Origin of the sequence: Sphingomonas mucosissima, from assembly GCF_002197665.1 — a bacterium.
GTDB classification, from domain to species: domain Bacteria; phylum Pseudomonadota; class Alphaproteobacteria; order Sphingomonadales; family Sphingomonadaceae; genus Sphingomonas; species Sphingomonas mucosissima.
This window is the reverse complement of the sequence record NZ_NBBJ01000001.1, coordinates 535152-548977: the sequence shown is the minus strand read 5'-3', so window position 1 is coordinate 548977 and position 13826 is coordinate 535152. Positions and strand designations below refer to the sequence as shown.

The window sequence follows — 13826 nt, the reverse complement described above, 5'->3', positions numbered from 1 at the left end:
CGTCGCTCTTCCGTGCATCGGCGCCACATCTTCCTCGCTGACGGTGCCGGGTTCGGCCTATTCCGCTGTTCGATCAGGCAGGAAACGGCCGCCCCTTGGAATCAAGCGGCCTTCAACCGCTCAGGGACGGCCCGCAGGCTACCGAGCGCTGCCTGTTCTCCCTCGTTGCCGCTCTCGTGATACTCAGCATCTTCGTTCACCGCCCAGATGTCATACACGCGCGCGCCGGCCTCGATGTTGCGCACCGTCAGCATGGCGGTCATCATCGCGTGATCCTGGTTGTTGTAGCGGTGCATGCCGTTGCGGCCGACACAGTGAAGCGTCGGATAGCGCGCCTCGATCTCCTGCCGCAGCATCTCGACATTGGCGGCATAATGTTCGTCATAGACGGGATAGGCCTTCTCCTGCCGCACCACCGTGCCGCCGACGACCTGGTCCGCCTGGCACAGGCCAAGCTGCGCCATCTCCTTGGTAGCAAGCGCGACGAGTTCCTCATCGCTCGACGCCCAAAGGCCGTCGCCTTCGAAGCAGAAATACTCCAGGCCGACGCAGGCGAGATCCGGATCCGGCACCATCTCCGGCGACCAGGAACGGAAGTTCTGAACCCGCCCGACCTTTACCTTCGAATCATGGATGTAGATCCAATTGTCCGGAAACAGGTCCGGCGAGCGGATCATCAGCGCCACCGTCAGGAAGTCGCGATATTTAAGGTTTGCCGCCTCAGGCAGCGTAGCTGGCAGCGGGTGCAGCCGGCTCGCCAGCTCCCGCATTGGCGCTGAGGAAATGACGTGCGCAGCCCGGATCGCCACCTGCGCGCCGTCGCCATCGGTGGCAGTGACCGTCCACTGTTCCGTCACGTCGTTGAAGGCGAGCTGTTTCAGCTTGTGCCCCATCAGCACGCGGTTGCCGTGGCCGATCACCAGGTCGCGCGCGGCCTCCCACATCATGCCAGGGCCAAGCCGCGGATAGCGGAAGCTCTCTAGAAGCGTCTTTACCGCCATGCCATCATTCGGTCGCTTGTTGAGGCCAAGGCTGCGCTTCAGCCCGTCCGTCACCGCGCCCCAGAGCGATAGCCCCTTGATCCGCTGGGCCGCCCAGTCCGCGCTCATCTCGTCGCAGGGCATGCCCCACACCTTCTCGGTGTAGGTCTTGAAGAAGATCGAATAGAGCTTCCAGCCGAAGGCATTGACCGTCCAGTCCTCGAAGCTTTTCACCTTGCGGTTCGGCAGCACCTTGGCCTTGGCGAAGCTCGCCATGCACAGCGCGGAGCGGAAGATGCCGAGGTTCCACAGCGCCTCGAACGCGCGCAGCGGATAGCTGTAGAATTTGCCCTCGTAGTAGATCCGGCTCATCCGGGGCCGCTCGATGAAGTCATCCGGCAGGATCTCGTTCCAGAGATCGACCACTTCCTGCGACTTCGAGAAGAAACGGTGACCACCGATGTCGAAGCGATAGCCGTTGTGCTCGACGGTGCGGCTGATCCCGCCGACATAGCGCGGATCCTTCTCGATCACAGTCACGGAATAGCCCGCCTTGCCGAGCAGATACGCCGCGGTGAGGCCGGCAGGCCCTGCGCCGATGATCGCAACGTCAACCGCGCCGTTCGTATTCGCCATCTGTGTGCCGCCCCATAGCATTGCGTAAGCGGCAATGGACGAGGATGGTTGAGCTGTGGTTAACGGTGAAAGGATGAGCCGCCTCGCGGGCGGCTAATCCAGCCGATCGCGGTGTGCTGGAAAACACTCAGCGGCTCGCCAACTGCTGCAAGGCCGGGCGATCGCGATTATAGACGTCGGCGACATATCTGACGCTTCCACCGTCCGGGCTGGCGGTGAAATACATCAGGTAGACCGGCACGGGCTCGGACAGCGGCACATGCTGCTCCGGCGCCGAGCTTTCGGGCTTCAAGGTTCGGTTGAACAGCCACTTGCCGAGCCGTCCCGCATCCTCCAGCCGCACGCAGCCATTGGAAAAGTGGCGGTTCGCCTTGGCAAACAGATTCTTCTGCGGCGTATCGTGAAGGAATATCCCTAGATCGTTCGGGAACATGAACTTCACCGACCCCATCGAATTGCCCCGGCCCGGCAATTCGCGCACGCGCGGCTCTACGCTGCCGGCCTGCACGCCGCGCCAGTCGATCGTCGAGGCTGGGATCACCTGCGCGTCGGCCGTCCAATCAGACAGCGCCTCATACCCCTGCCGCTCAAGCGATGTGCCTGCCAGCACCTTTGGCGCGATTCGCTTGCGCACCAGATCCACCGGCACGTTCCAATATGGGTTGAGCGTGGCGTAGCGCACCATGCCCGCCATCATCGGCGTTTGCGTTTCAGGCGTACCGGCGACCACCCGCATGGTCCCCTGCTCGGCCCCGCCATCATAATACCACAGCCGCGCCGCCGCTGCGTCTACCACGATGTGGCGGGTCCACGCGTCCGGCAACAGCCTCGCACGCTCCAGATTAAGCCGCAGAAGATCGCGTCGGTTCGCCGCTTCGGTCGCAGAACCGAGGTTGAGCGCGGACAACGTCTGTGCGCCCGCCATGCCATCGACGGGCAGCCCACGAGAACTCTGGAAACGCCGCACCCGTGCGCGCAATGTCTCATCATAAAGGTCGCCGTCGGGCAGGCCCAGGCGCGCCCGCAACAAGCTGACTCGCTCACCGCTCATGCCGGGTCGCAGCAGCGGGCCCGCCGGCACCCAAACCTGCGGATCGCCAGCTTCCGGCGCGGCATCCAGCAACGCTTCGCGCAATTGCACGTACACCGGGCTCATCCAGCCCAGGCTACGCACATAATCGAGCGTGGACTTGGCCAGCGCCACGCGGCGCAGGATCGCGTCAGGCTTGGCGCGGGTCGGTTCCAGCGCGCTTTCAAGATATTGGATTTCGATCCGCGGCTCGCGCATGTCACGGATCAGGTCCGCCAGCGCGCCGCTCAGCGCCACCTCAAGATAGGCGAGCGCGCGCAGATTGCCGCCTTCCGCCTCATCGATGAGGCGGCGCAGCCGGTCTGGCGAATATCGGTCGGCGCGCAACCCGTCGACCTCGACCGTCTCGATCACGTCGACCAGCGCCCTTGCCTGCGGCCCAGGCGCTTCGCCGACGATCCACAGCGGCCAGTATCCGCGGGCGCGATAGAAATCCTTCAGCTTGCCGCCGACCTGCTGCCGGATCGCTTGGGCGACGGCATTGGTCGGGGCAGCGCTTTCAGCAGTCGCCTGCGCGACGGCAGCGCCAGGAAGGGCCGCTGTCGACGCAAGCAGAAGAATGGATAGCGCCAGCCGGCCCGCGCGCCGGGCCGGCGCGCCGCGGCCGGCCAACGGTTAACCTCGCTCGCCGCGCGGGGTGGGCAGCGGCGGCGGCGGCGGTGTCGGGCACGGCGGGGCGGTGAAGGGCACATACATGCCATCCGGCGAGTAATAGCCGTCAACAATGCCGTCGCCATCGCGGTCGGCCGCTACGGTGCCGGCCAGCGCACCCGGGCCAAGCGGCGGCGCCGGCGCCACCACGTCTTGCCGATTGTCCGCACAGGCGGTGAGCACGGTCGCGCTGAGTAGCAGCGCGCCGAAAGTTGCACCCTTCATCGCAATCTCCCTTGAACTCGGGGCGAGTACCCCAGGCTCAGGTTCAACGCCGGCCGAAGCTGGATCGTTCCCCAACGGCAACGATCCCGCCCGGACGCACGCACTCGCGAGATCAGTGCGACGCGGTGCTGCGCGCTCGCTCAGATGCGGTCGCGGCGGCCCAGCAGGCGCAGGCGCAGCGCGTTCAGCTTGATGAAGCCGGCCGCGTCGCGCTGGTCATAGGCGCCCTGGTCGTCCTCGAACGTCACCACCTTCTCGCTGTAGAGCGAATTGGGCGACTTGCGGCCGACCACGCCGACATTGCCCTTGTACAGCTTCAGCCGAACCGTGCCGGAGACCTTCTCCTGGCTATAATCTACTGCCGCCTGCAGCATCTCGCGCTCCGGTGAGAACCAGAAGCCGTTGTAGACCAGCTCGGCGTATTTGATCGCCAGCTCGTCCTTGAGGTGCGCTGCGCCGCGGTCGAGCGTCAGCTGCTCGATGCCGCGATGCGCCAAGTGATAGATCGTGCCGCCGGGCGTTTCGTACATGCCGCGGCTCTTCATGCCGACGAAGCGGTTCTCGACCAGGTCTAGCCGGCCGATGCCATGCTTGCGGCCCAGCTCGTTCAGCTTGGCGAGCAAAGTCGCGGGCGAGCAGGCCTCGCCATTCAGCGCCACGCCGTCGCCGCGCTCGAAATCGATCGTGATATATTCCGGCGCGTCGGGCGCGTCTTCCGGGTTCACCGTGCGCGAGTAGACGTAATCCGGCACTTCCTCCCACGGATCCTCCAGCACCTTGCCCTCGGACGAGGTGTGCAAAAGGTTCGCGTCGGTCGAGAACGGCGATTCGCCGCGCTTGTCCTTTGTCACCATGATCTGGTTCTGCTCGGCAAACTCGATCAGGCGGGTGCGGCTGGTGAGATCCCATTCACGCCACGGCGCGATCACCTTGATGTCGGGCGCCAGCGCATAATAGCCAAGCTCAAAGCGGACCTGATCATTGCCCTTGCCCGTTGCGCCATGGCTCACGGCATCGGCGCCGACCATCTTGGCGATCTCGATCTGTCGCTTGGCGATCAGCGGCCGCGCGATCGAAGTCCCGAGCAGGTATAGCCCCTCATACGTCGCGTTCGCGCGCATCATCGGGAATACGTAATCCTTGACGAACTCCTCGCGCAGATCGTCGATGAAGATGTGCTCGGGCTTCACCCCGGCCTGCTCCGCCTTGCGGCGCGCCGGCTCCAGCTCTTCACCCTGGCCGAGATCGGCGGTGAAGGTCACGACTTCGCAGTTATAGGTCTGCTGGAGCCATTTCAGGATGACGCTGGTGTCGAGCCCGCCGGAATAGGCCAGCACAACCTTCTTGATGCCGGCGTCGCCGGCGGGGCGATTGATAGAGGATTCGCTCATGGCGCGGGCGTCTAGGATCAGTTGGCGCTCGCGACAAGGCTTGCGGGCCCAGCCGTTGATGACCTGCGGTTATGGCCTCCCGCTTGGCGGCGGAGGAGGTGCTCAGACCACCGGATCGTCGAACGCCGAGACTTCCTGCTCGTCGGGCTCACGCAGGGCGAACCAGCAATATGCGAACAGGGCAGCGCAACCGACGCCCGCTACGAAATAGGGGAGCGAATGCCATAGGCCGTAAAGGCCGACACCAATGCTGGGACCCAACACGAAGCTGGCGCCGTTCACGCTGGTCACCTTGCCGGCGACCGATCCTTGCGCCTGCGGCCCGACCGCCAAACTGGAGCCGGCGGTAAAGCCAGGGCGCGTGAAGCCGAAGCCGAGGCTCGCAAGCGCATAAGCCGTCGCGATCCCGTACAATGACGTGGCAAGCCCAATCAGCGCCGTGCCCACCGCCGCCAGCACCAACCCCACCAGCACCAGCGCGCGCGGCGCCAGGTTGAGCGTCGGGATGATGCCCCATTGCGCGAGCAATGCAGTGCCTGCGCCCATCATCAGCACGATGCCCGTGGGCTCCAGCGCCAGCGCCGGGGGCAGGTTCAGCCGGTCGATCACCAGAAAGCCGATCGCCTGACCCGTCATCGCCTGTGCATGGCCCATCACCAGGCCTGCGATCATCCAGCCGCGAATGCGCGGATCGAAGAAGCTGATCTTCGTTCCGCCCTTCGGCTCGGTGGCGCTGCGTACGCTGGCGCCCGTGCCCTGCCCGCCGATCGACGGATAACCGGTCGTTCCGCCGTGCATGGCCGCCGCCATGGTGCGATCATCGGGCAGCATGGCGCGGATCGTCAGGAACATCGCCACGCCAAAGATCGTGAAGACGAACGCAGGGCCTGCCAGCCCGATCTCGATCGTGCCAATATGCCCGAGAATCAGATACGGCGCGATCGCCGGACCAAGGATCGTGCCGAGGCCAAAGGCGCTGGCAATCAGCGTCAGCGCGCGCGTTCGCTCCTCGCGCGTCGTGTCGCCCGCCACCATCGCCTGCACGGCGGGCGGCGCCGCCGATCCGAACGTGCCATAGATCAGGCGCGCCATAATGAAGAGAATGAAGGCGGCGGTGCCGCTGATCCAGCCATTGATGCCGGCCGCCAGGAAGACGCCGCAGGTGGCGAGACTGACGCAAAACCCGCCCATGCCCAGCAGGATCATCATGCGCCTGCCATGCCGGTCGGATCGACTCGCCCAGAACGGCGCCGCGATCACCCAAAGAAGCGCCGACACGGAAAACGCCGCCGCAACGGCGCTGTCCGCCACGCCCAGCGACCGCCCGAGTGCCGGCAGCACCGATTGAAGCGCGGTGTTGCCGGCCGCGATGGTCAGCATCACCATGAACAACAGCGCGAATCGCTTGTCGATGGGACGCCGCGATCGCTTGCGCCGCGCTGCAGCGCTTCTCCTGTGTGCCGGATCACCTGCCATGTGGCTCGATTAGGCGCTTGGGAGCAGCGCGCAACCCCGCTATGGCAACTCTCCTGCTTGTGCCGCGTTCGGCATAGTTACGATCTCTCGGGGAGTTGTTGTTCCTTCATGTCAAGCTCCACCAGTGCGGCGCGCCGCGTGAAAACCAGCGCCAATGGCGTGCCCAAGCCGTGGCAGATGTTCTTTTCCGGCTTTCTGAAACATCCGGTGATGGTCGGATCGGTGATCCCATCGTCGGCGAAGCTGATCGACAAGATGCTGGCGCCCGTCGACTGGGCGAATTGCAAGCTCTTCGTGGAATATGGCCCGGGCGTTGGCACCTTCTGCCGACCGATCCTGGAGCGGATGGCGCCCGATGCGGCGCTGATCGCGATCGACACCAATGCGGATTTCATCCGCTATCTCAACCACACGATTTCCGATTCCCGCTTCGAGGCGGTGCATGGCTCCGCGTCCGAGGTCGAATCGATCGTTGCCGAGCGCGGGCATCAATCGGCCGATTTCGTGCTGTCCGGCTTGCCCTTTTCGACGCTGCCGCCCGGCGTCGGCCCGGCAATCGCCGCCGCCACGCAGCGCGTGGTTCGTCCTGGCGGCGCCTTCCTGGTCTATCAGTTCAGCCCCAAGGTCCGCGACTTCCTGGCGCCGCATTTCGCGCGCATCGACCACGACATGGAATGGTGGAACGTCCCGCCGGCGCAGCTTTACTGGTGCTGGAAGGACTGAGCGAAAGGTGTGAGCGAGCGTCCCTGGCGACACGCTCACCTTGAGACCACGCCTCGCTCCGGGCGCATGCCGGGAGCGAACGATCTGTAAGCGCGACCGCTTGATCACGAGCCGAAGATTTTTCGCACGCCAGATCCCGGCTCAGGTGGATACGACGAGCCTCTGAAGGCGCCTCAGTCACATCTGTCGGTCACGACGCCCACGGAGTAGCTCGCCTCGACACGGGCCGAACGTCCGGCGATCCCTCAAGTAGCTCCGCTTCAGCCGATCGCTTCCAAGGTCTCAGCCGGGCGCCGCAAAGAGGGAACCGTCCTTCAATCGCGCATTGAGCGCAGCAGGCACATCCGAGCAGGCCGCTGCAGCCTTCGAACCTCGAGCCCGAAAACCAAAAAGCCCCGCCGGTCATCAGACCCGCGGGGCTTTGTATATGGTGGGCGCGACAGGGATTGAACCTGTGACCCCACCCGTGTGAAGGGTGTGCTCTACCGCTGAGCTACGCGCCCGGTTGAAACCGGAAGCGGGCCTTTAGGGGGGAAGATCGCCCCTGTCCAGCCCCAAAACGGGTGAGCCGATCGATCGGCCCAGCCCGCCAGATCTGATCAGTTGAGCGAATCCTTCAGCACCTTGCCTGCCTTGAACTTCGGCTGGCTGGATGCCTTGATCGTCATCGGCTCACCCGTCCGTGGATTGCGGCCGGTGGATGCCTTGCGCTTGGTCACCGCAAAGGTGCCGAAGCCAACCAGGCGCACTTCATCGCCCTTCTTCAATTGCGCGCTGATCGTATCGAACACGGCTTCAACGGCCCGCGTGGCGTCGTTCTTTGCGAGCCCGGACACATTTGCAACCGCCGCGATCAACTCCTGCTTATTCATGCACCGACCCCCGTTACGCTGTGCGGAAATTGTAGAAAATGGATTCGGCCGCGGAAAGGCCGGTTCTCCCAGTAAGACGGCTGGCCCGTTCGGTGTCAAACGAAACCACGGCGGTCGCGATGAACCGCCGTGGTTACCGTTTTCCTACGAAGTCGCAGGTTTAGTGGTGAAGTTCGCCCCCGGCCGGTGCGATCGGCGCCGGTGGCTGCGCCGCCAGCTCGTCCGCATCCGTCCAGTCGATCGCCTCCAGCGGCTCGGTCAGCGCCAGGCGAAGCACCTCGTCGACATGCGTCACGGGGATGATCTTAAGGCCATCCTTGATGTTCTGCGGGATGTCCGCGAGGTCCTTTTCATTCTCCTGCGGGATCAGCACCGTGGTGATGCCGCCGCGCAGCGCCGCGAGCAGCTTTTCCTTCAGGCCACCGATCGGCAGCACACGGCCACGCAGCGTCACTTCGCCAGTCATCGCGATCTCGCGCTTCACCGGCACGCCGGTCAGGGTCGAGACGATGCAGGTGACGAGGCCGATGCCGGCCGACGGGCCGTCCTTCGGCACAGCGCCTTCCGGCAAGTGGACGTGGATGTCCTTCCGGTGGAACAGGCTCGGCTTGATCCCGTAGGATGGCGCACGCGCCTTGATGAAGCTCATCGCCGTTTCCGCCGATTCCTTCATCACGTCGCCCAGCTTGCCTGTCAGCTTGATCGCGCCCTTGCCGGGCACCGTCACGCTCTCGATCGTCAGCAGCTCGCCGCCAACCTCGGTCCAGGCGAGGCCGGTGACGGCGCCGATCTGGTTCTCTTCCTCGGAAAGGCCATGGCGATACTTCTGGACGCCCGCGAACTCATGAAGGTTCTCCGGCGTGATCGTCACGCTGGCCACCTTGTTCTCCAGGATTTGGCGCAGCGCCTTGCGGGCGAGCTTGGCGATCTCGCGCTCCAGCGTGCGCACGCCCGCTTCGCGGGTGTAGCGCTGGATCAGCGCGCGCAGGCCCTCCTGCGTCAGCGTGAACTCGCCGTCCTTCAGGCCATGCGCCTCGATCTGCTTGGCGATCAGGTGGCGCTCGGCAATCTCGACCTTCTCGTCCTCGGTGTAGCCCTCAAGACGAATGATCTCCATGCGGTCGAGCAGCGGCTGCGGCAGGTTCAGCGTGTTCGCGGTGCAGACGAACATCACATCGCTGAGATCGATGTCGATCTCGAGATAGTGATCGTTGAACTTGCTGTTCTGCTCCGGATCCAGCACCTCGAGCAGCGCCGACGCCGGATCGCCCCGGAAATCCTGGCCCAGCTTGTCGATCTCGTCGAGCAGGAACAGCGGGTTGGCCGCCCCCGCCTTGCGCAGGTTCGTCACGATCTTGCCCGGCAGCGAGCCGATGTACGTACGGCGGTGGCCACGGATCTCGGCCTCGTCGCGCACGCCGCCCAGCGACTGGCGGATGAACTCGCGACCGGTCGCCTTAGCGATCGACTTGCCGAGGCTGGTCTTGCCCACGCCCGGCGGGCCGACGAGGCACAGGATCGGCCCCTTCAGCTTGTTGGTGCGCGCTTGGACCGCGAGATACTCGACGATCCGGTCCTTCACCTTCTCCAGCGCATAATGATCCTCGTCGAGGATCGCCTGCGCGGCGGCGATGTCCTTCTTCAGCTTGGAGCGCTTGCCCCATGGCAGGCCGAGCAGCACGTCGAGGTAATTGCGCACGACGGTCGCCTCGGCGCTCATCGGCGCCATGGTCTTCAGCTTCTTGAGCTCCGCGGTCGCCTTGGTGCGCGCTTCCTTGGAAAGCTTCAGCGTCGCGATCTTCTGGGTCAGCTCGGCGACTTCGTCGCCCTCGCCTTCCTCGCCCTCGTTGCCGAGCTCACGCTGAATCGCCTTCAGCTGCTCGTTGAGGTAATATTCGCGCTGCGTCTTCTCCATCTGGCGCTTGACGCGACTCTTGATCTTCTTCTCGACCTGCAGGACGCCGAGCTCGCCTTCCATGAAGGCGAACACCATCTCCAGCCGGCGCGCGGGATCAATCTCGATCAGCAAAGATTGCTTGTCGGCGACCTTGATCGAGATGTTGCCGGCGACCGCATCGGCGAGGCGCGATGCGTCCTCGATCTCGCCAAGCTGCGATGCGGTTTCGGCCGGCAGCTTGCGGTTGAGCTTCGCATAATTCTCGAACTGATCGATCACCGACCGCATCAGCGCGGAGATCTCGGTGCCCTCCGCCGCGACTTCCTCGATCGGAGTCACTTCGGTGGTCATGTAATTGTCCGCGTCGGTCAGCCCGCCAAGCCGCCCGCGCTGCTTGCCTTCCACCAGCACGCGCACGGTGCCATCGGGCAGCTTCAGCAGCTGCAGGACGGTGGCAGTCACGCCAATGTCGTACAGATCGTCCGCCTTGGGATCATCTTCAGCCGGATCCAGCTGAGCAACGAGGAAAATCTCCTTGTCCGCAGCCATGGCTGCCTCAAGTGCCGCCACGGACTTGTCGCGGCCGACGAACAGCGGCACGATCATGTGCGGAAACACCACAATGTCGCGCAGCGGAAGAACGGGGAAGGTCTGGGTCATGAACACTCCGGTGCCGCTTCGAACAGGCGGCTTACCTCATTCATATGGGGTGCGCGCGGTTTCCATCAATCGTCGTGCGATGATCGGGGCGCTCGAAGGGGAGCAAACCGTGGGTTGGCCGCATTCTAGCGCTGCATGATCTCTTCTTTCCCGTGGCGCGCCGCCCTGCTCCTCACCGTCTCGCTTCTCACCACGGCATCAGCGGCCGGTTCGCAGGCATTGCCTCAGAAGGGCGAACCGCCGCTCACCAGGCAAACGCAAATTTCGGGCGGCCCCCGCCCGCCCGAGCAGACCGCGCTCGTCTTTGATCACGCCGACCTGTCGATCGAGGTGCGCCCAAAGCAGCGGCGGATCGAGGGTTCGGCCGTTCTGTCGTTCACCGCCAAGGCGCCGCTCGCCCGGCTGGTGATCGATCTCGATCGGAACCTGCCCGTGTCGGCGATTGCGATCGACGGGCAGCGCCTGCCGAAGCGGGCGTGGTCCAATCCGGAAGGGCAGCTGGTCATCGCCCTCCCCCGCCCACTCGCCGCGGGTGACAAGGTCAGCGCCCGCATCGATTATGCCGGTACTCCGCATGTCGCCGTCAATGCGCCATGGGCCGATGGCATGGTGTGGTCCTCCACGCCGGCAGGCCAGCCGTGGGTGGCCAGCACGACGGAGGGCTATGGCTGCGATCTATTATGGCCCTGCCTCGACTTTCCCACCGGGGAGCCGAAGCGCGTTGATCTCCACATCATCGTCCCGTCGGGGTTGAAGGCGCCGGCCAACGGCCGGCTCTTGGGCGTGGAAACGTTTCCGGATGGCCGCACGCGGTGGAACTGGCAGGCGCGCCAGCCCAACACCTATGCCATCGCGCTGGCGGTCGGCCCGTTCGAGGAGATTACCGGCACCTACCAGAGCCGCTTCGGCAACACGATCCCGCTGCATTACTGGCATCTGCCCGGCAAGGCAGCGCAGGCGCGCGCGCTCTTCGCCGAGTTCGCGCCAACGCTCGACTTCTTCGAGCAGGTGATCGGCCCCTACCCCTTTGCCGACGAGAAGCTCGGCGTCGTCGAGACGCCGCACATGGGCATGGAGCACCAGACCATCAACGCGTACGGCAACAATTACGCCAAGGCACCCGAGGGTTTCGACTGGCTCTTCCAGCACGAATTCAGCCACGAATGGTTCGCCAATCAGATGACCGCGGCCAATTGGGACGATTACTGGCTGCACGAAGGCTTCGCGCAGTACATGCAGCCGCTCTACGGCCAGTGGCGCGAGGGTGACGCGCGCTACCTCGTGATGCTCGAAACTCAGCGCAACCGCATCGCCAACGCCGCCCCGGTCGTCCGCGACAAGCTGCTGACCGAAGAGGAAGTGTACGAGCCATCCAACGGCGGTGCGGGCACCGACATCTACTTCAAAGGCGCCTGGACGCTTCACACCTTGCGCTGGCTGATCGGCGACCGCGCCTTCTTCGCCGCGACCCGCCGCCTCGTCTACGGTCGCCCCGATCCCAAGCCCGGCAACTTTGCGCCGCGCTACGCCTCCACCCGTGAATTTGAGGCGCTGGTTAAGGAAGAGTCCGGCCAGGACCTCGGCTGGTTCTTCAACGCCTATCTACGCCGCGCAGCCCTGCCCGAACTGGTGGAGACGCGCGACGGCAATCGGCTAACACTGGAATGGCGCGCCGGCGGCCCGTTCCCGATGCCCATCGAAGTGAAGGTGGGCGAGCGGCTCGAGCGGATCGCCATGAATGGAGGGCGCGGCGAAGTCGCAGTGCCAGCGGGCGCGCATGTCGTGATTGACCCAATGGCGCGCGTTTTGCGTCGCTCCATTGCAGTTGAACAATTTCAGGCGTGGCAGGCAAAACAAGTCAAGGCACCCATGCAGTGACGTGCGCCCTGACCTGAAAGAATCGGCAACGGGGAGCGCCCTCGCGGTGCCGATCCGCCCGACCATTTCTGAAGCAGACGTTCAACGATGGGGGGCCACAAGCCTGAGGCTCTCTTCGGGCCCGGTGTCGGCCTGCAAATATTCGGCCGTGAACTCGCCCGCGTATTTCAGGCCGGTCCAGTTCATCACATGCACCCTCGACTTGCTGAGCGTGAGCAGCTCCTCCTCGCGCAGCGCCTTCAGCACTCTGTTGATGTGGACCGGGGTGAGCCCCATCATGTCGCCGATCTGTGCTTGCGTGACCGGGAAATCGAAAAAGAACTCCTGCTCGGGGCGGACGGCCTTGTAGCGGACGGCCATTTCACAAACCAGGTGCGCAACGCGGCCCCTTGCGTCACGCCTGCCGACATTCACGACCCACTGCGACAGAATGGCTGCGTCAATGACGCAATCGCGCCAGAATGCCTCAGCAACTGCTGGGTGGTTGGCAGCCACTGATCGCAGTGCCGCATGAGGAACCCTGAGGATCGTTGTGGTTGTCAGCGTGTGAAGCGCAGATCGCGCCTTGGGCTGGACGACCGAATGAAGATCCGCTGCATCCCCCGGCAGGTGCAAGGCAGTGATCTGACGATTGCCATCGAACGTCTGTTCGAAACGGCCAACCAGCCCTTGCACAACGATACAAGCATGGTCGGTTGTGTGATCAAGCCGAACGAAATCGATGTTTGGTGCCACCTGCGAAGCATGGGCAGGAAGATCAAGAATTGCCTGTTTTTCGCCCTCGCTCAAACGCGACCGGCTTGTGAGCCGTTCGAGAAAGGGATGAAGATTGAATTGTCTCTGAAACATAGATGCCACCCGGTATTTGCAAGCGGGAGCACACATCATCTCTCAGCCACCAAAGCCTGCTAGCGTATAATCGGCGATAAGTTCTATATAACGTTGGAATGTGGAAATAGCTAATCGCAAACTTCTTTTCAGCAAATAAACTTTCTGGATCGGTCGGCGCCGAGAACTGGTAAGCGGGCGGAGCTCTATCGTGACGATACACGCCCGGATGTACGGAGTTTCCAATGCCTAGCTATCACATCGAACTTCGCACTCACGATCGTGTCTGGGAAACTTTGGACATAGATAGAGAGAATCAAACCGACCTGCGGATTGAGGTCGCCCGGTTCGTCGGAGAGTTGCTGCGAGACCATGCCGGAAAGATTTGGGAGGACAAAGACTGGCGCGTGGACGTGACCGATCAATCCGGCCTCATCCTCTTTGTCATGCAGCTTTTCGTCACCGATTCGGCTGCGGCGATCCCGATGCGGCGATAGTGCGCGTTCGATCTTCCAAGCG

Annotated in this window: 11 protein-coding genes and 1 tRNA gene; 3 read left to right on the top strand and 9 right to left on the bottom strand. The window is 63.8% G+C overall.

Annotation, left to right across the window (positions count from 1 at the left end):
* Positions 1–101: 101 nt before the first annotated feature.
* The 5 genes from SPMU_RS02600 to SPMU_RS02580 form a co-directional block, all read right to left on the bottom strand.
* Entirely contained in the window at positions 102–1616 is a 1515-nt protein-coding gene (locus SPMU_RS02600) for an NAD(P)/FAD-dependent oxidoreductase (protein WP_088331649.1), read from the bottom strand.
* A gap of 127 nt (positions 1617–1743) precedes the next feature.
* Positions 1744–3318 carry a L,D-transpeptidase family protein gene (locus tag SPMU_RS02595; protein WP_245832685.1) on the bottom strand — a complete coding sequence of 525 codons (1575 nt, stop codon included), beginning with the start codon at positions 3316–3318 and terminating at the stop codon, positions 1744–1746.
* 3 nt (positions 3319–3321) lie between these two features.
* The gene (locus tag SPMU_RS02590) at positions 3322–3582 is read right to left on the bottom strand and encodes a hypothetical protein (protein ID WP_088331647.1); all 261 of its coding nucleotides are present in this window, start codon (positions 3580–3582) and stop codon (positions 3322–3324) included.
* 140 nt (positions 3583–3722) lie between these two features.
* A complete protein-coding gene (locus SPMU_RS02585) occupies positions 3723–4973 on the bottom strand; it encodes an argininosuccinate synthase (RefSeq protein ID WP_088331645.1) in 1251 nt (416 codons plus the stop codon).
* Positions 4974–5075: 102 nt separating this feature from the next.
* Positions 5076–6359: an MFS transporter gene (locus SPMU_RS02580; protein WP_245832683.1), complete on the bottom strand. Its 1284-nt coding sequence runs from the start codon at positions 6357–6359 to the stop codon at positions 5076–5078.
* Positions 6360–6557: 198 nt separating this feature from the next.
* On the opposite strand from SPMU_RS02580, the gene SPMU_RS02575 reads away from it, so the two are divergent.
* Positions 6558–7172: a class I SAM-dependent methyltransferase gene (locus tag SPMU_RS02575; protein WP_088331641.1), complete on the top strand. Its 615-nt coding sequence runs from the start codon at positions 6558–6560 to the stop codon at positions 7170–7172.
* Positions 7173–7600: 428 nt separating this feature from the next.
* Here the strand turns inward: SPMU_RS02575 and SPMU_RS02570 are convergent.
* The 3 genes from SPMU_RS02570 to lon form a co-directional block, all read right to left on the bottom strand.
* A tRNA-Val gene (locus tag SPMU_RS02570) sits at positions 7601–7675 on the bottom strand.
* A 96-nt stretch (positions 7676–7771) separates the two neighbouring features.
* Positions 7772–8044 carry an HU family DNA-binding protein gene (locus tag SPMU_RS02565; protein WP_088331639.1) on the bottom strand — a complete coding sequence of 91 codons (273 nt, stop codon included), beginning with the start codon at positions 8042–8044 and terminating at the stop codon, positions 7772–7774.
* A gap of 160 nt (positions 8045–8204) precedes the next feature.
* A complete protein-coding gene (gene lon, locus SPMU_RS02560) occupies positions 8205–10601 on the bottom strand; it encodes an endopeptidase La (RefSeq protein WP_088331637.1) in 2397 nt (798 codons plus the stop codon).
* Positions 10602–10736: 135 nt separating this feature from the next.
* On the opposite strand from lon, the gene SPMU_RS02555 reads away from it, so the two are divergent.
* Positions 10737–12479 carry a M1 family metallopeptidase gene (locus SPMU_RS02555; RefSeq protein WP_088331635.1) on the top strand — a complete coding sequence of 581 codons (1743 nt, stop codon included), beginning with the start codon at positions 10737–10739 and terminating at the stop codon, positions 12477–12479.
* Between the two features lie 81 nt (positions 12480–12560).
* On the opposite strand, the gene SPMU_RS02550 is transcribed toward SPMU_RS02555, so the two are convergent.
* Positions 12561–13268 carry a Crp/Fnr family transcriptional regulator gene (locus SPMU_RS02550; RefSeq protein ID WP_169715614.1) on the bottom strand — a complete coding sequence of 236 codons (708 nt, stop codon included), beginning with the start codon at positions 13266–13268 and terminating at the stop codon, positions 12561–12563.
* Between the two features lie 284 nt (positions 13269–13552).
* Between SPMU_RS02550 and SPMU_RS02545 the strand changes: the two genes are divergently transcribed.
* Positions 13553–13804: a DUF6894 family protein gene (locus tag SPMU_RS02545; RefSeq protein ID WP_088331631.1), complete on the top strand. Its 252-nt coding sequence runs from the start codon at positions 13553–13555 to the stop codon at positions 13802–13804.
* Positions 13805–13826: the final 22 nt, after the last annotated feature.